The sequence below is a fragment of the Kineococcus endophyticus genome, assembly GCF_040796495.1.
Lineage (GTDB): Bacteria > Actinomycetota > Actinomycetes > Actinomycetales > Kineococcaceae > Kineococcus > Kineococcus endophyticus.
In genome coordinates this window covers 171,891-190,226 of record NZ_JBFNQN010000010.1, presented here as the reverse complement: position 1 = coordinate 190,226, position 18,336 = coordinate 171,891, and the positions used below count along the sequence as shown (strand labels likewise).

20 protein-coding genes are annotated in these 18,336 nt (G+C 74.2%); 9 read left to right on the top strand and 11 right to left on the bottom strand.

Annotated elements, in window-relative coordinates; translation table 11 throughout:
* Nucleotides 1-61: 61 nt before the first annotated feature.
* The 3 genes from AB1207_RS15640 to AB1207_RS15630 are packed head-to-tail and all read right to left on the bottom strand — an operon-like array spanning nucleotide 62 to nucleotide 1,247.
* Nucleotides 62-217, bottom strand: coding sequence for a hypothetical protein (locus tag AB1207_RS15640; protein WP_367639310.1), 156 nt, complete (start codon nucleotides 215-217; stop codon nucleotides 62-64).
* 42 nt (nucleotides 218-259) lie between these two features.
* Nucleotides 260-526 (bottom strand): hypothetical protein, encoded by a 267-nt coding sequence (locus tag AB1207_RS15635; RefSeq protein WP_367639309.1) that lies wholly within the window; start codon nucleotides 524-526, stop codon nucleotides 260-262.
* A gap of 7 nt (nucleotides 527-533) precedes the next feature.
* A complete protein-coding gene (locus AB1207_RS15630; protein WP_367639308.1) occupies nucleotides 534-1,247 on the bottom strand; it encodes a GAF and ANTAR domain-containing protein in 714 nt (237 codons plus the stop codon).
* Nucleotides 1,248-1,481: 234 nt separating this feature from the next.
* Here AB1207_RS15630 and AB1207_RS15625 point away from each other — a divergent pair, with 234 nt between their 5' ends.
* Entirely contained in the window at nucleotides 1,482-2,228 is a 747-nt protein-coding gene (locus AB1207_RS15625) for a sigma-70 family RNA polymerase sigma factor (RefSeq protein ID WP_367639307.1), read from the top strand.
* Here AB1207_RS15625 and AB1207_RS15620 read toward each other — a convergent pair.
* On the bottom strand, nucleotides 2,111-3,154 hold the full coding sequence (locus tag AB1207_RS15620; RefSeq protein WP_367639306.1) for an NAD-dependent epimerase/dehydratase family protein: 1,044 nt from the start codon (nucleotides 3,152-3,154) through the stop codon (nucleotides 2,111-2,113). The genes AB1207_RS15625 and AB1207_RS15620 overlap by 118 nt on opposite strands.
* A gap of 108 nt (nucleotides 3,155-3,262) precedes the next feature.
* On the opposite strand from AB1207_RS15620, the gene AB1207_RS15615 reads away from it, so the two are divergent.
* The 5 genes from AB1207_RS15615 to AB1207_RS15595 all read left to right on the top strand — a co-directional run bounded on the left by AB1207_RS15615 (nucleotide 3,263) and on the right by AB1207_RS15595 (nucleotide 9,230).
* The gene (locus AB1207_RS15615) at nucleotides 3,263-4,144 is read left to right on the top strand and encodes a Rieske (2Fe-2S) protein (RefSeq protein WP_367639305.1); all 882 of its coding nucleotides are present in this window, start codon (nucleotides 3,263-3,265) and stop codon (nucleotides 4,142-4,144) included.
* Nucleotides 4,145-4,181: 37 nt separating this feature from the next.
* On the top strand, nucleotides 4,182-5,378 hold the full coding sequence (locus tag AB1207_RS15610; protein ID WP_367639304.1) for a zinc-dependent alcohol dehydrogenase: 1,197 nt from the start codon (nucleotides 4,182-4,184) through the stop codon (nucleotides 5,376-5,378).
* Between the two features lie 23 nt (nucleotides 5,379-5,401).
* The gene (locus AB1207_RS15605) at nucleotides 5,402-6,544 is read left to right on the top strand and encodes an FUSC family protein (RefSeq protein ID WP_367639303.1); all 1,143 of its coding nucleotides are present in this window, start codon (nucleotides 5,402-5,404) and stop codon (nucleotides 6,542-6,544) included.
* A 12-nt stretch (nucleotides 6,545-6,556) separates the two neighbouring features.
* On the top strand, nucleotides 6,557-7,483 hold the full coding sequence (locus AB1207_RS15600) for a manganese catalase (protein ID WP_367639302.1): 927 nt from the start codon (nucleotides 6,557-6,559) through the stop codon (nucleotides 7,481-7,483).
* Between the two features lie 301 nt (nucleotides 7,484-7,784).
* Complete coding sequence (locus tag AB1207_RS15595) at nucleotides 7,785-9,230, top strand: HNH endonuclease (protein ID WP_367639301.1); 1,446 nt, start codon at nucleotides 7,785-7,787, stop codon at nucleotides 9,228-9,230.
* 11 nt (nucleotides 9,231-9,241) lie between these two features.
* Here AB1207_RS15595 and AB1207_RS15590 read toward each other — a convergent pair whose 3' ends face one another.
* The 6 genes from AB1207_RS15590 to AB1207_RS15565 all read right to left on the bottom strand — a co-directional run bounded on the left by AB1207_RS15590 (nucleotide 9,242) and on the right by AB1207_RS15565 (nucleotide 13,614).
* Nucleotides 9,242-9,949: a glycosyltransferase family 2 protein gene (locus AB1207_RS15590; protein ID WP_367639300.1), complete on the bottom strand. Its 708-nt coding sequence runs from the start codon at nucleotides 9,947-9,949 to the stop codon at nucleotides 9,242-9,244.
* Nucleotides 9,946-11,322 (bottom strand): PIG-L family deacetylase, encoded by a 1,377-nt coding sequence (locus AB1207_RS15585; RefSeq protein ID WP_367639299.1) that lies wholly within the window; start codon nucleotides 11,320-11,322, stop codon nucleotides 9,946-9,948. The genes AB1207_RS15590 and AB1207_RS15585 overlap by 4 nt, the downstream gene beginning before the upstream one ends.
* On the bottom strand, nucleotides 11,319-12,323 hold the full coding sequence (locus AB1207_RS15580; RefSeq protein WP_367639298.1) for an acyl-CoA dehydrogenase family protein: 1,005 nt from the start codon (nucleotides 12,321-12,323) through the stop codon (nucleotides 11,319-11,321). The genes AB1207_RS15585 and AB1207_RS15580 overlap by 4 nt, the downstream gene beginning before the upstream one ends.
* A 56-nt stretch (nucleotides 12,324-12,379) precedes the next feature.
* Nucleotides 12,380-12,757: an ATP-binding protein gene (locus AB1207_RS15575; RefSeq protein ID WP_367639297.1), complete on the bottom strand. Its 378-nt coding sequence runs from the start codon at nucleotides 12,755-12,757 to the stop codon at nucleotides 12,380-12,382.
* A gap of 61 nt (nucleotides 12,758-12,818) precedes the next feature.
* On the bottom strand, nucleotides 12,819-13,175 hold the full coding sequence (locus AB1207_RS15570; protein WP_367639296.1) for an STAS domain-containing protein: 357 nt from the start codon (nucleotides 13,173-13,175) through the stop codon (nucleotides 12,819-12,821).
* A 100-nt stretch (nucleotides 13,176-13,275) separates the two neighbouring features.
* Entirely contained in the window at nucleotides 13,276-13,614 is a 339-nt protein-coding gene (locus AB1207_RS15565; protein WP_367639295.1) for an STAS domain-containing protein, read from the bottom strand.
* A 156-nt stretch (nucleotides 13,615-13,770) separates the two neighbouring features.
* Between AB1207_RS15565 and AB1207_RS15560 the strand changes: the two genes are divergently transcribed.
* From AB1207_RS15560 to AB1207_RS15550, 3 genes are read left to right on the top strand one after another with little or no spacing between them, the layout of a single operon-like run.
* Complete coding sequence (locus AB1207_RS15560; protein ID WP_367639294.1) at nucleotides 13,771-14,076, top strand: hypothetical protein; 306 nt, start codon at nucleotides 13,771-13,773, stop codon at nucleotides 14,074-14,076.
* 10 nt (nucleotides 14,077-14,086) lie between these two features.
* Complete coding sequence (locus tag AB1207_RS15555) at nucleotides 14,087-15,121, top strand: chemotaxis protein CheB (RefSeq protein ID WP_367639293.1); 1,035 nt, start codon at nucleotides 14,087-14,089, stop codon at nucleotides 15,119-15,121.
* 4 nt (nucleotides 15,122-15,125) lie between these two features.
* Nucleotides 15,126-17,024 carry a CheR family methyltransferase gene (locus tag AB1207_RS15550; protein WP_367639292.1) on the top strand — a complete coding sequence of 633 codons (1,899 nt, stop codon included), beginning with the start codon at nucleotides 15,126-15,128 and terminating at the stop codon, nucleotides 17,022-17,024.
* Here AB1207_RS15550 and AB1207_RS15545 read toward each other — a convergent pair.
* Nucleotides 17,003-18,322, bottom strand: a complete 1,320-nt coding sequence (locus AB1207_RS15545; protein WP_367639291.1) for an ANTAR domain-containing protein — start codon at nucleotides 18,320-18,322, stop codon at nucleotides 17,003-17,005. The two genes, AB1207_RS15550 and AB1207_RS15545, sit on opposite strands and share 22 nt — an antisense overlap.
* Nucleotides 18,323-18,336 lie beyond the last annotated feature (14 nt).

Genomic DNA, 18,336 nt, shown 5'->3' with positions numbered 1-18,336 from the left:
CGTGCTGCAGGGCTGCTGGTTCAACCGGTGCGGGAAACCTACACGACCGGGCCGGTCCGGATCACTCCGGGTCGGCGGCCTCGTCAGCGAAGCCGGTGTCGTTGCCGTACCCGTCCAGGGCCGGCGACTCCGCCGCCTCCTCGCTGCCGGGATCCTCCTGGCCGGGGTTCTCCTCGGGCACGTCCTCGGTGGGGTTCTGGGAGGTGTTCTCGCTCATGTGCCGACCGTAGGCGTGACCCATCGCGCCCGCGCGTCGGCGTCAGGCCAGCACGCGGACCTGGCAGCCGGCCCGACGCGCGCGCAGCCCGACCGACCGGAGCTCGTCCTCACCCCGGGCATCGACCGCGACGACGTCACGCAGGTCGAGCACGACCTCGTGGTGGCGGCTGCCGGCCTGTTCGAGCGCCAGTTCCAGCGCGTCGTCGAACAGGCGCACGCCGGCTGCCGACAGCGCCCCGTGCAGGACCACCTCGCAGGCGTCGCCGGCCCACTCGACGTCGATCCGCAGACCACCTCCGGACGTCACCGCGACCTCACCGCTCGAGCGACCCCGTGCGCGTCAGCTCGGTCGCCAGAACGTGCAGCTTCACGTTCCGGTCCTGGCTCACGCGCGTCAGCAGGGCGAACGCCTGGTCGGCGTCGACCTTGAAGCGCTCCATGAGGATGCCCTTCGCCTGTCCGATGACGTCGCGGTTGACGAGGGCCATCCGGAGGTGGTCGAACTTCTGCGCCCCGGCCAGGGCCACCGCCGCGTGCGCTGCGACCATCGCTCCGATGCCCTCGGCTTCGTCGTCGAAGGCCGCGGGTTTGGAGGACAGCAGGTTCAACGCTCCGAGGGTGTTCTCGTGGACGAACAGCTGGAAGCTCAGCATGCTGCGCACCCCCAGCTCGTCGGTCCGCGCCCCCAACCGAGGCCAGCGCGTGTCCTCGGCGAGGTCGTCCGTGCGGACCACGGGTTCGGAGAACATCGCCGCGAGGCAGGGTCCTTCCCCCACGCTCTCCTGCAACGCGTCGAACCCCCGTGCGACGTCGCTCGTGGCGGCCGCGGACACGACGTGGCGGCGCGAGCGCACCAGGCTGACCGACCCCTCCTCGGCGCCGGGCACGAGGGCGACAGCGCTGGCGACCGCCTGAGCCGTGACGTCGTCCGGGGCCTGTCCGCGCTGCAGGTCCCGCGCCAACGCCGCGAGCGCGCCGGCCAGGGAGGTCTGCGGCTCGTCGGGTCGCGAGGTGGGGGCGTTCGTCATGGGGGTCCTCGGGGACGGGGGCGCACGGCCGGAGGTTGGACCCCGCACCCTGTCGTCAGGATATCCCCGTCCGGGGTGGGCGGCAGGGCGTGGACGGCAGGGCGTGGACGTCCCTCAGGACCGGCGTGCAGACTTCCGGTTGCCGGGCCCGTTGACCGGTGCTGGAGTGAGGCACGTCGGGTGCAGCAGCGTTCGCCCAGGCAGTCCGGAAGGAACGCTTGGAGGAACCCACCCATGCTCGGGACACGTCACGACCTCGTCGAGGAGCACCTGGGCCTGGCCCGCGGTCTCGCCGCGCGCTACCGCCACCGCGGCATACCGACCGAGGACCTGGAGCAGATCGCCTACCTGGGACTGGTCAAGGCCGCCGACCGGTTCCGCGACGACAGCGGCCACGACTTCGGCGCCTACGCCACCCCCACCGTCACCGGGGAGATCCGCCGGTACTTCCGCGACCACGGGTGGGCCGTGCGCCCTCCCCGCCGGTTGCAGGAACTGCGCACGCGGCTCGTGCACGAGGACACGGCCGGCCTGACCGACGTCCAGGTCGCCGAGAAGCTCGGCGCCACGCTCGACGAACTGCGTGAGGTCCACCGCGCCACGAACGCGTACTCCGCCCTGTCCCTCGACGTGCCCCGCCACGACGTGGCCGGGGACGCGGACGCGACCGTCACCGTCGACGACCTCCTGTCCCTCAAGGGGGCCGTGGCCGAACTCGACGACCGGGAACGACGCATCCTCAAGCTGCGCTTCTACGAGGAGGCCACGCAGTCGGAGATCGCGGCGGAACTCGGCATCAGCCAGATGCAGGTCTCCCGTCTGCTCACCTCGATCCTCGGCCGACTGCGGGGCCACCTCGGGGTTCACGTCCCCGTGCGGGAGGTCACCAGGCCCGTCCGTCGGCGCAGCGCCCCCGAGGGTGCCCCGGCGTGGTCGCGGACGCCGTCCAGCAGTTCCACCAGGACGTCGCGGGCCGCGTGAACCGGGCGCCACCCGAGTTCCTCCCGCGCCCGGGTGGTGTCCATGACGGGGACCCCGAAACCCAGGTCCAGCCAGCCCGGCTGGACCGGGTGGACGTGCGCCCGGTACGTCAGGTCGGCGGCGGCCCGCACCACCCGGCGGTTCACCGGGAACCAGCGCGGCGCGTTCAGCGACAGCGCCAGGTCCCTGCCCCGCAGGACGGGCTCGTCGGCCACGTTGAACGCACCACCCGGCGCCCGTTCCAGGATGCGGGCCAAGGCGTCGGCGAGGTCGTCGGCGTGCACCACCTGGAACCGCAGGCGTTCGGGCAGCGGGAGCACCGGCAACGGGACGCGCCGGAGCAACCGGGTCGGCACGAACGGTCCGAGGAAGTACCGGGCGATCTCGCTGCCGGCGTCGCGCTGGAACACCAGCGCCGGACGGACCCGCGTGACGAGGAGTTCGGGGTGGTCGCGTTCCACCACGTCCAGGTGCGACTCGACGGCGGCCTTCTCCCGGGAGTACTGCGAGGGGGAGATCCCGTCCGTCGGCCAGGACTCGTCGACCCGTGCGTCGTCGACGGGGTGGGTGGCGTAGGCCCCGACCGAGGACAGGTGCACCACGTGCGGGACACCCGCGGCGAGCGCGGCCCGAACGACGTTCTCGCTGCCCGTGAGGTTCACCCGCGCCATCTCGCCCGGGTCGCGGGCCGGCTGGATGAGCCACGCGGTGTGCACGACGGCGTCGACCCCCGCGAACGCGTCCGTGAGCCGTTGCACGGCGTCCGGGCCGGCGACGTCCTGCTGGACCCAGCGCACGTCGGCCCAGGCTCCGGTGGGTTCCGGCAGCCTGCGGCAGACGCCCACCACCTCGGTGTCCGTCCCGTCGAGACGGCGCAGCAGCGCGGTCCCCACGTTCCCCGTCGCACCCGTCACGGCGACCTTCATGCCGGCACTCCCCTCTCAGCGGTTCCCGGGGCGCCTACCCCGCGGCACCGCTCGGAAACACCGGGCTTCCACCGCGCGGGCTCGCGACCGGGGGCGTAGCACGGACCCATGCCCCTCCTGAGCTCCCTCTTCGACGCCCCCTCGCGGTGGACCGTCCTCGACCCGGTGGCCGAGCGCGCCAAGGACACCGCCGACCGCCTGCTGCCCGGTGGGGCCGTGCGCGGCCTGCTGCACGGCCGCCCGGCGGGCCACCCGGCCCATCCCGCGCTGGCCATGGTCCCCGTCGGCACGTCCGTGTCGGCCCTGCTGCTCGACGTCGCCTCCCTGCTGCCCGGGGGCCGGGCCCTGGACGTGCCCGCCCGCGGCCTGGCCGCCGTGAGCGTGGCGACCGTCGCGCCGACGGCCCTGGCGGGCTGGGCCGACTACGTGGACCTGCACCCCGACCAGCAGCGCACGGCGATCGTGCACGCGGCCGGGAATGCCGTGGCCGCCACCCTCTGGACCGCGTCGCTGTTCGCGCGCCGGCACGCCCGGCTGCTGCGGACGGCCGGCACGGTGGCAGCGGGCGCGGCCGGCGCCCTGGGCGGACACCTCGCCTACCGGTGGGCCGCGGGGCCGAACCACGCCGAGCACCTCGTCCACCTCGCGGGGGACGGTCAGGAGTTCTCCGACATCGGCGCCCTGGCGGAGCTGCCGGAGGGCCGGCCGGTGCAGCGGTGGATCGGCGACGCACCGCTGTGCGTCCTGCGCCGCGGCGACGACGTCCTCGCCCTCACCGACACCTGCACGCACCTCGGTGCGGCCCTGCACGAGGGCGAGGTCTCCGGCGAGGGCGGCGCCACGACGATCACCTGCCCCTGGCACGCCAGCCGCTTCCGGTTCGCCGACGGCGACGTCCTGGACGGGCCGGCGACGGCGCCGCAGCCCACCGTGCGCACCCGCGTCGCCGACGGCCGCGTGCAGGCCCGCGTCGTCGGTCCCCCGCTGTGAGGGGTTTCGCACCGGGCCCAGCGGGCAGGGGCACCGCGTGAGAGCGCTGACGTGGCAGGGGAAGCGGTCGGTGCGCGTCGAGGACGTGCCCGACCCCGAGGTCGTCGAACCCACCGACGCGGTCGTGCGGATCACGTCGACCGCCATCTGCGGGTCCGACCTGCACCTGTACGAGGTCCTGGCCCCCTACCTGGCGAAGGGGGACGTCCTGGGCCACGAACCCATGGGGATCGTCGAGGCCGTCGGCCCGGAGGTGACGAACCTCACCGTCGGCGACCGCGTCGTCATCCCGTTCACGATCTCCTGCGGGCACTGCTGGATGTGCGAGCGCGGGCTGACGACGCAGTGCGAGACCACCCAGGTCCGCGAGAAGGGCAGCGGTGCCGCCCTGTACGGGTACACGTCGCTCTACGGGTCGGTGCCCGGCGGGCAGGCGCAGTACCTGCGGGTCCGCCACGCCGACTACAACCCGGTCCGGGTCGGGAACGACCTGCCCGACGACCGCTACCTGTTCCTGTCCGACATCCTGCCGACGGCCTGGCAGGGCGTCCGGTACGCAGACGTCCCCGAGGGCGGGACGCTGGCCGTCCTCGGGCTCGGACCCGTCGGCCAGTTCGCCGCCCGCATCGGCCGGCACCTCGGCTACGAGGTCGTGGCCGTCGACCCCGTCCCGGAGCGCCGGGCGATGGCCGAGCGCCACGGTGTCACCGCGATCGACCTCACCGACGCCAGCGGCGCCGACGTGCCGGCCCAGCTGCGCGACCGCACCGACGGCCGCGGCCCCGACGCGGTGCTCGACGCGGTGGGCATGGAGGCGCACGGCGGAGCCGAGGGCGCGATCGCCAAGGCCGCGCAGACCGCGGTCGGCCTGCTGCCGGACAAGGTCGCGCAGAAGGTCATGGAGACCGGTGGGATCGACCGGCTGTGGGCCGTCCGCACGGCCGTGGACGCCGTCCGCCGCGGCGGCACCATCTCCCTGTCCGGCGTCTACGGCGGCGAGGCGGACCCGATGCCGATGATGACGATGTTCGACAAGCAGTTGCAGCTGCGCATGGGCCAGTGCAACGTCAAGGCGTGGATCGACGACCTCCTGCCGCTGGTGGAGGACCCGTCCGACCCGCTGGGAGTGATGGACCTCACGACGCACCGCGTCCCGCTGGAGGACGCGCCGGACGCCTACGCCATGTTCCAGGCCAAGGACGACGACTGCATCAAGGTCGTGCTCGAGCCCTGAGATTCCTGGCCCGCCGTCCCCGGGTGGGGTTGGCGGCGCGCACCGCGCTCGCCGCCACCCTGGCCTGGCTCATCGCGTTGGCGCTGCCCTGGGAGATCGCGCAGACGTACCCGTACTTCGCGCCCCTGGGGGCGGTCGTCGGCTCGTACTCGACCGTCCGCAGTTCCGTCCGCAACTCCGCCCGGGCCGTCGCCGCCATCGTCTGCGGTGCGCTGGTCTCGCTCGTCGTCGCCGAACTGCTGGGACGCGACCTGCTCGTCGTCCCCCTCGTGGTGTTCCTCGCCACCCTGCTCGCCGGGTGGCGGCTCTTCGCCGACCAGGGCAGCTGGGTGCTCACCGTCGGGTTGTTCGTCCTCGTCGTCGGCGTGCAGCACCCCGTCCAGTACGCCGTCGGGTACACGGTGCTCACCCTGCTCGGGGGCTGCGTGGCCGTGGCGGTGAACACGGTCCTGCCGTCGCTGCCGCTCGCGCAGTCGCAGGACGCCGTGCAGCGCCTGGCCACCACGCTCGCCGACCAGCTCGAGGACCTCGCCGAGGGTCTGCGCCGGGACGACCCGCCGGGACCGCAGGAGTGGGCCGAGCGGCTGCGCTCCGTGGCACCCGTGCGGGAGTCGCTGCGCCGCAGCCGGGAGGAGACCGAGGAGTCCGTCGCGGGGAACGTCCGGGCGCTGCGCCACGTGGAGACCGTGCGGCAGCAGCACGTCACGGGCGTCGCCCTGGAGAACCTCGCCGTCCGCGTCGAGGAACTCACCGAACTCCTCGTGGAGTCGCTCACCCCGCGGGACGCGGAGGTCGCGCTGCCGGCCGGCCTGCGGTGGCCGACGGCCGACGTCCTCGGTGCGCTGGCGGCGGTCCTGCGCGAGCGGGAGGACGACGACGCGACGCGCACCGCTCTGCGCACCGCGTTGCAGCGCCTGTCGGCCGCCGAGTCGACCGCGAAGTTCTCGACGGAGCGCGACCGCCAGAGCGCCGGGGCGGTCGTGACCGCGTTGCGCCGGTGCCTCGGTGCGCTGGACGTGCGCACACCCGCCGACACCGACGACGCGGAGGTCGTGGCCCCCACCCCCTGGCTGCGACCGGACCCCGACCTCCCGCGCCGCAGCGGTTTGCGTCTACCGACCCCGGGTAGGTGGCGGGCACGACGGAACCGTCGTTCCCGCGACTGAGAGAGGTGCCCCGTGTACCGGCACACCCGAGAACTCCAGTTCACGGCCAGGCCCGAGAAGCCGGACGCCCTGTTCGCCGCGAAGTTCCAGGAGATCCTCGGCGGTCAGTTCGGCGAGATGACCGTCATGATGCAGTACCTGTTCCAGGGCTGGAACTGCCGCGTCCCCGGCAAGTACAAGGACATGATCATGGACATCGGGACGGAGGAGATCTCGCACGTCGAGATGCTCACCGTCATGCTCGCCCGCCTGCTCGAGGGCGCTCCCGGCGAGGCGACCGACAAGGCCGCCGCGGCGAACCCGGCCCTCGCGGCTGTGCTCGGCGGCCAGAACGTCCAGCACGCCATCGTCTCCGGCGGCGGGGCTCGCCCGACGGACAGCCTGGGGAACCCGTGGAACGCCGGCTACATCGCCGCGAGCGGGAACCTGCTCACCGACTTCCGCTCCAACGTGGCCGCCGAGGCGCAGAGCCGGCTCATGACGAGCCGCATCGCGAACATGACGGACGACCGGGGCGTCAAGGAGATGCTGGCCTTCAACCTGGCCCGCGACACCTACCACCAGCAGCAGTGGTTGCTCGGCATCCAGATGCTCATCGCGGACGGGTACGTCGAGACCGAGATCGAGCAGTCCAACGGGGACTGGGAGGACAAGGACGCCGCCCACGTCTTCTACACCTCGACCAACGGCAGCGCCGCAGGCGAGGGGCTGTGGGTCACGGGAAACAGCCTCGTCGACGGTGAGCCGTTCCGGGCCGAGGAACTCCGGCCGCTGACCGACGACGACGGAACCCTCCCCGCCCCCGACCCGTTGCAGTTCGTCACCTACGACGGCAACGCCGGACCGGGCAAGCCCGGCACGGGAGCCGGCGCGCACCTGCAGGGGGCGCAGAACGTGGTGACGAAGGTGGAGGACGCGCTCACGGGCGACGACCACTGAGGTCGGTCGCGACGGGGTGCTGACGCGGCGCGCGTCAGCACCCCGTCGACGGCAGCGCTCGACGGAGGCCGGTCACCGGTGCTCGAGGTTCCCCGCACGGGGTTCCGCGCGGCGAGGGTGGGCGACGCGGCCCAGGTCGTCGGACGACGGGATGCGACGCCGACGCCGCGGGCCGAAGGGCGACGCCGATGACCATCCCCATCTCGTCGTCCGCGGGGACAGCGCGTGAACCATTGCCGCACACCAAGTTAGGAGGCCCAGAACCTAGCCCTACAGGGTTTGTTCGACTACCCTGGAACACGTGACCACCACCGCCCAGCACGCAGCCCAGGACGCCCTCGCGCGCCTGAGTTCCGTCCTGGACGACCTCAACGCCCTGCCGTTGGGAACCCTCGACCGCGACGACGTCGACCACCTCACCCGCTCGCTCTACGCCCTCGGAAACCGCCTCGACGCCGCCAAACTCCACGCGGTGCGCCGCGCCCTGGAGCACGCCCCCGAGAGCGCCGTCGTCGACCTGCTCGCCACCAACCCCGTCAACCTGTCCCGCACCCTGGCCCGCAAGGACGTCGCCGCCGCCCGGCACACCGACCCGACGGTTCACTGGGACGGGAGGATCGGTGGGCTCGACGGCGACCGCGGTTCCCTCGCCCGCACCGGTGAGCAGCTAGCGGCAGGGAACACCACCCTGGCCCACGTCCACGGCGCCGTCACCGCACTGCAGTCCATCCCCACCCCCCTGCGACGCGGCACCGTCGACATCGACGTGCAGATGGACACCGGGGAGCGGGTGTGGACCACGCAACGCCGCGCCGACCTCATCGACGGGCACTTCGCCACCGTCACCGGCACTCAACCGCTGGGCACCGCGACCCACCTGAGCGAAGAACTGCTCACCCGCCTGGACCCCGAACGCGTCGACCGGCACGTCCGCGACCTCGAACCGGACTCCGCCAGCCGCCGCACCCTCACCTTCACCCGCCGCCACGGGATGATGCGGATGACCGTCGACCTCGACGAGGCCGCCGCCGTCGTCGTCCGCTCCGCCGTCGAAGCCGCCGCCAAACCCCTGCCCTCGGCATCCGGTGACGACACCCGCTCGGTCGGGCAACGCCGCCACGACGGCCTCGTCGACCTCGTCACCACCGGTGCCCACCACCCCGCCAGCAGCACCGACCCCGTCGTCGCGCACAAGGCCACCGTCGTCCTGCGCGCAACCCTCGACGACACCGGCGCCGTGAAGCCCGGCACCGCCATCGCCGACACCCACGGCCCCGTCACCGACGCCACCCTGCGCGCCGCCTCCTGCGACGGCGACGTCACCGTCGCCGTCATGGACCGCCTCGGCCGACCCCGCTCCCTGCACACCCTGGACCGGCACGCCAGCGACAACCAGCGCCTCATCGTCGCCGAACGCGACCGCGGCTGCATCGCCCCCGGCTGCGGGGCCCCGGCCTGGGCCTGCCACCTGCACCACGTCGTCCACTGGGCCGACGGCGGACCCACCAGCGTCGACAACCTCGTCCTCCTCTGCGGCCGGGACCACCGAGCCCTGCACGCCGGCCGGCTGGAAGCCCGGTTCGGCGAGGACGGGTTACCGGAAACCAGACGCCTTCAACGCGACCTGGGCCAGCTCATGACCCCCGGACCCTGGACGCGCAACGACCACCCCGCCCTCCTGCAGAGGACGCGGGAACTCGCCCACGCCCTGCAGCGCGACGACCCACGCGACCGCACCGCCGTCTGACGGCAGTGCCGTCAGGCGCAGTCGCGAACTCCCGCCAGCCCCGACCCCAGGTCGTGGGCGACCCCGGCGGGGGTGCGCCCCTGCGTCCGGTCGCTCGTGAGGACGGGGTACGCCCACGACGACGCGACGCGGACCCCGGACAGGGTGCGCACCCGGTCCACCAGGAGGCGGTCCTCGTGCGCCGGGACCGGCGGGAAACCCCCGGCCGCCCGGTACACCGAGGCCCGGACGCCGAGGTTGGCCCCGTGGACGTGGTCCCGGCCGGCCGCGTACCGCCGGCGCCACGCGGCGTGCCGGGCGGTGGGGCCGGGCAGCTGGACCGTGCCCAGCAGCAGGTCGATCCCCGCGGCGGCCGCCTGCGCGTGGTGCTGCAACCACTCCTGCGGGACGACGGAATCGGCGTCCGTGCAGGCGATCCAGCAGCGCGACCACCCACCGGGAGGTTCCTCGGCCAGGCCGGCGGCGACGCCCGCGGCACGGGCGGCGCCCACACTGCCCGCCGCGCTCGGCACGACCCGGGCCCCCGCCGCCAGCGCCAGTTCAGCGGTCGCGTCGGAGCAGCGGTCCGCGACGACCAGCACGTCCACGGCGGCGGTGGCCCGTTGGGCGGCGACCAGCACCGACGTCACGCAGGCCGCGACGGTCGCGGCCTCGTCCCGGGCGGGCACCACCACGACGATCCGGTCCAGCCCCGCAACAGGCCCGCCACGGGACCTCACGCCAACCCTCCCGCCCGAGCCACCGAGACCGCGGGGGCGGGGACCAGGACGTCGAGCAGGAAGTCCTCCTCCTCGTGCCGCACCAGGACGTCCAGGCCCGGAAGACCGCGCAGGGCGCGGTGCACCTCGTCGCCCGTCAGCGGGTACCCCTCGACGAGGTGCCGCCAGTGGCACGCGACGAGGACACCGTCCGGCGCCAGGCACCCCCGCAACCGTTCCACGAGGACGGCCAGGTCGTCGGGGTCGCAGTAGTAGGCGACCTCGGACAGCACGACGAGGTCGAACGTGCCCGTGGGGTACTCCTGCGGAACCCGCGCCACGCGCGTCTCCACCCGGTCCCCCGCACCGGCCGCGTCCAGTCGCTGCCGGGCCCGGTCCAGTGCGGAGGCCGCGACGTCGACCGCCAGCAGACGCTCGGTGCGGGCCGCCAGTTCCACGGTCAGCACGCCTGTGCTGCAGCCGATCTCCAGACCCGACCGGAACTCAGGCCGGGGCAGGACCGCGAGCGTCAGGGCACGCTTGCGTGCCTCGTACCACCGGTCCTCGAAACCCCACGGGTCTTCCCCGTTCGCAGCGTAGAACTCCTCGAAGAACTCGGCCCCGAGGCTGGTCGTGGTGGTGGCGTCACCCGAGCGCAGGAAGAACTCCGACCCGCGCTCGAAGTGCGCCAGCACCCCCGCCGGCAGCAGCACCTCGTCCCCAGGCCGCGCGGACAGCGGCGCCGTCTGCGACGCGTGCCGCGCCATGGCCACGGACTTGCGCCGGCGTGCGACGTCGTCGAGGTCCAGGCGCGTGCCCCGCTGCCACGGGACGCGGACGTCCCCCGGGTGGGCCCAGTGCCACAACCACACCGGGTAGTGCAGGCACGTGGCACCGGCCTCGACGGCCACCCGCGCGGCCACCTCCCCGGCCGCGTCGTGGTCGGGGTGGCCGTCCGCCGTCCACGGGGCGACGAGGAGGGTCGCCGGGCCGACGAGGCCCCGCAGGGTCTCCGCCAGCGCCTCGGCGGCCGCCGTGACCCCGCCGTCGGGCAGCGCGAGGCGGTGCACCCGCGCGTCCGGAGCCAGGGCGGCGACGGCGTCGCGCACCTCGCGGGCGCGGACGACCGCGAGCGCCTGCGGGGTCGTCGTGGGCGAGTCGGGGTGCGACCCCTCCCCGTCGGTGGCGACGACGACGTCGACGGCGACACCCCGGGCGGCCGCGGTGGCGAGCAACCCGCCCGCCCCGAGCGTCTCGTCGTCGGGGTGGGCCGCGACGACGAGCACGTGCCCGACGCCGGACCAGTCCAGTTCCGGCACGTCGCGCAACCCCGGCCAGCGCCGCCACTCGTCCTCGGCGGTGCCCGGTCCGTCGTGGGTGAACTCGGGGCTCACTTCGCGGCCAGTTCCGCCAGGGCCACGAGGTCGTGGTCGGCGTGGTGCTGGCGGACGTAGACGGTGAGGTCGGCGACGCGGGCCGCGTGCGCCGCGTCGGCGGTGAGGGGTCGGGGGCCGAGGGCGTGCCCCACCTCGCTGAGCACCACCTCGGCGGCCTCGGCGACGAGCGCCCGGACGCGAGCGGCCAGCAGCTCACCCTCCACCCCGGTGGCGTGGCCGGCGTCGACGACCTCGGCCGCGGCGTCGAGGGCGGTGCGGGCCGCCCACAGCCGCAGGTCGACGAGACCGCGGGAGCGCAGCGTGAGCTGGTCGTCGCGGCCGGACTGCACGAGCGGCCGGGCGACGCCGACGGCACCGCCGTACCAGCAGGCCGCGACCCCGATCCCCCCGTGGGCGAACCCGGCCCGCTGCAGGTACCAACCGGTCTCCCCGACGGGGTCGGTCGGGACGTCGTGCAGGACGAGCGGGCCGCTGGGGACGTCGACGAGGCCGCGGCTGTGCCAGCGGTCGGGCAGGACCTCCAGCCGGCCGTCGGCGCGGGCCGCCGCGAGGTCGACGGCGAACAACCGTCGTCCGGCCTCGGTGTGGGCGGTGACGAGCGCGTGCGTGAGGACACCGGCGAGGGAGCACCAGGGTTTCGTCCCGTCCAGCCGCCACTGTCCCCGGGAGGTCTGCCAGGCGAAGAGGTGGGCGTCGGCGGCCTCGGCCGCGAAGACCCCCCACGTGCTGCCGGGGGCCGGCTCCGCACCGGCCTCGGCGAGCACGGCGACGGCGTCGAGGTGCGCCTCGACGACCCGGGCGAGGGTGAGGTCCTGCTCGGCGAGCGTGGACAGGACGTCCCACCGCGCACGCGTGGCCCCGGCACCGGGCAGCGGCACCTCGGTGGTCAGGCGACGGCAGAGCGCGAGGGCGGCCTCGACGAGGGGTGCGGGCACGAGGGTCTCCAGCGGCGGACGAGGGCGGACGGCGACGGGGACGTCGCCCGCGACGGTCTGCACGGAGGGACTGCTCCGCACGCTAGGCGCGGCAGGAGCGTCCGGCACCCCGGAGCCGCTCAGACGATGAGCCGGCTCCAGACCGTCTTGGCACCGGGGCGGGTGCGGACGCCCCACTCGTCGCTGAGGACCTCGACGAGGTTCGTCGTGTGGGCCTCGTCGGGCCCGACGGCCTGGAAGTGGGGGCCGTTCGGGTCGCGGTCGCTGACCTCGATGACGACCCCGTCGGCGCCCTCGCACTCGACGCGCAGCGTCACGGGGGGCGTGCCGTGGGACACGGCCTCGGTGACCAGTTCGCTGACGACGAGGTCGGCGTGGCCGCGCAGCAGGGCCGCGTGCTCGACGCACCAGTGGTCGTCGAGGAAGCGCCGCGCGTGGCGGGCGGCGGACCGGTCCACCACGACGGCGGACTCGGCGCTCGGAGACCACTCGCACATGGAGGTCGATCGTCGCCGACGATCGGCGCACGCGCTCGTCAGGAACCGCAGGAGGGGTCCGTCAGGGCTTGCGCACGTCCACGACCTCGGACAACCGCGTCACCTCGAGCAGGAACCCGACGGGTTCGCTGGGGCGCACCGCGATGCGCGCCGGCCGGACGGCGACGGCGAGCTTGGCCAGGAAGGCGGCGCCGGCGGAGTCCATGAAGGAGACGGCGGTGGCGTCGACGACGACGGGACGGGCCGCGGCGCGGACCTCGCGGTCGACGTCGGCGGTCACGGCGTCCAGCGCCGGACGGAGCTCGTCGTCGATCTCACCCGTGAGGACGACGGTCAGGGCGTCCTCGGCGTGCAGCAGCTCCACGGCTCCGACGGGTTCGTCGTCGCCCAGCGGGGGGACGGGAAAGGGTGTGGCCACGCTGGTCCCTCCTGCTCGGCCGTCGACGTGCGGTCTCCCGCCCTGTGCTCGAGCCGGACCCCCGACGGTACTCCCCCGCCCCTCCGGCCCCGCTCACCGCTCACTCCTGCGCGGCCAGCAGCTCCCGGTACCCCACGATGGCCGCGACGCGGAGCAGCAACGGGGAGCACCCCTCGCAGGTCAGGTCCACACCGCGCTGGGCGGCACGGGCTCGCGCCGCCCGCAGCGTCCGCAGCCCGTCGAGGTCGCAGAAGGAGACGGCGCGCAGGTCGACGAGGACGGCGGCTCCTGCGCAGGGGCAGGCCAGGACCTCGTCGAGGGCCGCGGCCACCCGCGGGCCGGAGACGGTGTCGAGCTCGCCGCGCAGGCGCACGACGCAGCGGCCGCCGCAGCGGTGGAGGTGGGTGGTCAAGACGTCGTCGAGGGGGGCTGTGGACACAGCGCGCTTCCTTCGTCGGACTCTCGCGAGTGCTGCGGCTGTCCCTACAACCGACTCGAATCCCAGGTCCGTCCGGGCGGCGGGGCCATCCCGCGTGGTTGACTGACCGGGCTCGAAGCAACGGGCGCGGCACTCGACGACGTGCGTGGTGATCGCGTGTTCCCGCCCGACGACCTGACCGCCCGGATCCGGGACGAGCTCTCCGACCCCACGAGGACCGGCGGGCCCCTGCACCGGCTGCTGCAGGACCTGGGGTGGACCCCGCCGCCGCGGCCCCGGCCACGGCTGCCCACCGCGGGTGACCTGCTGGACCTGCTCGCCCGAGGGTGGAGCGTCCACGAAGCCGCCGACCGGCTCGCCGTGCCCGTCGACCGGCTGCGCGAGGAACTCGTGGCCCTGCGCCGGGACCACGACTGTTCCAGCACCGCCGAGGTCGTCCGTCGCGTCCACGGCGGTCACTAGGGTGAGCCCCGTGACCACCCGAGACGTCGTCCTCGTGGGCGCGAGCGCGGGTGGGGTCGAGGCGCTGCGCACCCTCGTCGCCGGCCTGCCGGCCGACCTGCCCGCCACCGTCCTCGTCGTCCTGCACGTGCCGCCGACGGGGTCGAACGCCCTCGCGGCCATCCTGGACCGCTCCGGCCCGCTCCCGGCCCGCGCCGCCGAGCACGGCGGGGCCCTGCGTCACGGCGAGGTCGTCGTCGCCGTGCCCGACCGGCACCTGCTGCTGACCGACGACCACGTCGCCCTGACGAGCGGACCGCGGGAGAACGGGCACCGTCCCGCCGTCGACACCCTCTTCCGGTCGGCGGCGCGCGCGGTCGGCCCCCGAGCGATCGGCGTGGTCCTGACCGGCGCCCTCGACGACGGCGCCGCGGGCCTCGTGGCCCTGCGCGCCCAGGGCGGCACCGGGGTCGTGCAGGACCCCGCCGACGCCCTCTACGACGGCATGCCCCGGGCGGCCCTGGAGGCGGCCCGGCCCGAGCACGTCGTGCCGCTCGCGGACCTGCCGGGGCTCCTGGTCCGGCTCGTCCACGAGCAGGCCCCAGCCCGGCCGTCCTCGGCCGGCGACGACCGGATGCGCGAGGAGGTCGCGATGGCGGAGTTCGACCTGCGTCCCCTGGCGGGCGACGACCACCCCGGTGAGCCGTCGGGGTACTCCTGCCCCGACTGCTCGGGCGTGCTGTGGCGGATCGAGGACCACGGGCTGCTGCGGTTCCGCTGCCGGGTCGGGCACGCCTGGAGCCCGGGGAGCCTGCAGGACCAGCAGACCTCCGAACTCGACGGCGCCCTGTGGATGGCCCTGCGCAGCCTGGAGGAACGGGCCGCGCTGGCCCGGGAGATGGCCGACCGAGCACGCGAGTCCGGGCACGGGTTGACGGCGAGCCGGTACACCGACCGCGCCGTCGAGACCGGTGACGCGGCCCGCACCATCCGCCGGCTGCTGACGTCGGGGACACTGCGGGGACCGGCGGGGACGGAACGGGCACAGGACGAGACGGACGGCTGAGGGCGTGGACGAGACGGTGGACGGGACGGGCGACGGCGGCACCGCGCCGGGGACGTCCTACGGGACGGCGGAGGAGTTCGAGAGCCTGCTCGAGCACCTCAAGGAGGCCCGGGGTTTCGACTTCACGGGGTACAAGCGGGCGAGCCTGCTGCGGCGGGTGCACCGGCGCATGGACGACGTGGGCGTCGCCCGGTACGAGGAGTACCGCGACCGGCTCGAGGTCGACGCCGAAGAGTTCACGGCGTTGTTCAACACGATCCTCATCAACGTCACGTCGTTCTTCCGCGACCTCGACGCGTGGGACCGGCTGCGGTCGGACCTGCTGCCGCAGGTCCTCGCCCGTCGGCCCACCGGGCCCATCCGCGCGTGGAGCGCGGGGTGCGCCTCGGGCCAGGAGGCGTACACCGTGGCGATCTGCCTCGCCGAGGCCCTGGGACCGGAGGAGTTCCGCCGGCGGGTCAAGATCTACGCCACCGACGCCGACGAGGACGCCCTGACGCAGGCCCGGACGGCGACGTACACCGATCGCGAGGTGCGCAGCCTGCCTCCCGAGATGCTCGAGAAGTACTTCGAGCAGCACGGCACCCGCTACACGTTCCGGCAGGACCTGCGGCGGTCGGTCATCTTCGGGCGGGCCGACCTCGTGCAGGACGCCCCGATCTCCCACGTCGACCTGTTGACGTGCCGCAACACCCTGATGTACCTGACGGCCGAGACGCAGGCGCGCATCGCCGAACGGCTGCACTACTCCCTGGAACCCGACGGGCTCCTGTTCCTGGGCAAGGCGGAGATGCTGCTCAGCCAGTCCTCGCTGTTCTCCCCCGTCGACCTGAAGAACCGGTTCTTCCGCCGCGTGGGCGGTACGCGCACCCGGCCGCGCATCACCGCGACGGTCCCGCCTGCGGTCTACCCGCCCACCGGCGACGACGCGGTGACGCTCCGGGCCGAGGCCCTCGCGGCCAGCCCCGTCGCGCAGATCGTCCTGAACCAGACCGGTGAGGTCGTGCTGTCCAACCACCGCGCGGACACGCTCTTCAACCTCTCGGCGTCGGACGCCGGCCGCCCGTTCCAGGACCTCGAGGTCAGCTACCGGCCGGTCGAGCTGCGCTCGGCCGTGGAGCAGGCCCACACCCAGCGCCGCACCGTGTGGATCCGGGACGTGGAGTTCACCCGCCCCCGCACGGACCGGACGTTCTTCGACGTGCAGGTCGTGCCGCTGCGCACCCCCCTGGGACACGTCCTCGGAACGGCCGTCGTGTTCATCGACGTCAGTCGGTCGCGGCAGCTGCAGGACGAGCTGGAGGACGCGCACCGCCAGCTGGAGACCGCCTACGAGGAACTGCAGTCCACGAACGAGGAACTCGAGACGACCAACGAGGAGCTGCAGTCCACCGTCGAGGAGCTGGAGACCACCAACGAGGAGCTGCACTCCACGAACGAGGAACTCGAGACGATGAACGAGGAGCTGCAGTCGATGAACGACGAGCTGCAGAACTCCAACCACGAGCTGCGGCTGCGCACCGACGAGGTCAGCGCCCTCAACGGGTACATGGAGGGCGTCTTCGCCAGCCTGCGTGTCGGGGTCGCCGTCGTCGACGCCGACATGCGGATCACGGTGTGGAACGCGTGGGCCGCGGACCTGTGGGGCGTGCGCGCCGACGAGGCCGCCGGCGAGCACCTGCTGAACCTCGACATCGGCCTGCCGCTGCACGAGATCGGCCCCGCCGTGCGGACGGTCCTGGCCGGTGAGCACCTCGCCACCGATGACGCCGTCCTCGAACTCGCCGCGGTCAATCGGCGCGGGCGACCCGTCCGGGTCCAGGTGACCGTCAGCTCACTGGCGGGGACCCACGGCAGCGCCGGGGCCCTCGTCGTCATGGATCAGCTCGACGACCCCTCCTGAGCTGACTCCTGGGCCCGCCGCGACTGCATCCGCTCGTGGGCGTGCGCCAGGACGGGGCGCAGGTCGTGGCGGGAGGGGTCGGCGACCGCGAGCGCGGCGAGGTCGCGCAGCTTGACGTTGCGGTCCTGGCTCAGGCGGGTGAGCACCTCGAAGGCCTCCTCGACGCTGCACCCCAGCCACCCGGCGACGAGGCCCTTGGCCTGCTCGATCGTCGCGCGGGACCGCATCGCCAGGGTGAGGTTCTCCGCGGTGGTGCGCAGCTCGGCGATGCGGTCGAGGTCGTGCAGCAGGGCCGAGGCCGCCTCGGCGAAGACCAGCGCACGGTCGACCTGCACCTCGCCCGCGAAGGCACCGGGTTCGGGGCCGTAGACGGTCAGGACGCCGCGAACGTCCGACGGCGCGGACAGGTCGCGTGAGCGGATGGGCAGCGCGAGCGCGCTGCGCACGGGGGTCTGCCCGGCCGGCCCCGCGAGCACCGGCCACCGCGCGTCCTGCCGCAGGTCGGCGCTGACCACCGCGACCCCGTCGCGGTAGGCCGTCGCCGCGGGGCCCTCCCCCGCTCGCCACTGGGCGCCGTCGATCCGCTGCGCCTCCTCGGAGTCCGCGGCCAGCTCCGCCGGTTCGGCCGGGTCGCCGAGCACGACGCTCGTCCACGACGCCCCCGCCACGGCCTGCGTCGCCAGGGCCGCGACCCGGGTGAGGAGTTCGTGCGGTGACAGGTCCCCCACGGGCAGTGCGGTGAGGGCGGCGACGGCGTGCAGGGCGGCCGGGGACTCGGAGTCCGCCGTGCCCTGCGCCGGCGTCGCGTCCGCGAGCACCCAGGTCAGGACGGAGCGACCGTCGAGGCGGCGGGCCCCGCCCGTGATGACGATCCGGACGCTGCGGTCGGGACCAGACCGCGGACTCACGTCGACGGTCCCTCCCACCGTCCGGGACCCGGCGGCGGCCGAGACGAGGTCGCGGACCGCCGAGCGCGCCGGCGCGGGGACGAGGGCCTGCACCGGTTTGCGCACCAGCCGCGCGGCGGGCACGCCGAGGAGGGTGGCGGCGGCGAGGTTCGCCTCGACGATCGCCCCGGCCGCGTCGGTCACGAGGACCGGGACGGGCACGCTGCGGACGACGGCGCTCGCGGTCCTCCGGGCGTCGAGCTCGCGGGCGAGGAGCTCGTCGATCTCCCGCTGCTGCGCGGCCAGCTCGTCGTCGGCGACGGCGAGCTCCTCCGTGACGACCTGCAACTGGAGGGAGAGGTCGTCGTCCACGACGGTGTGCTCGCGCTGCAGGGCCCGGTCGGCGCCCATCTCGGCTCCCTCTG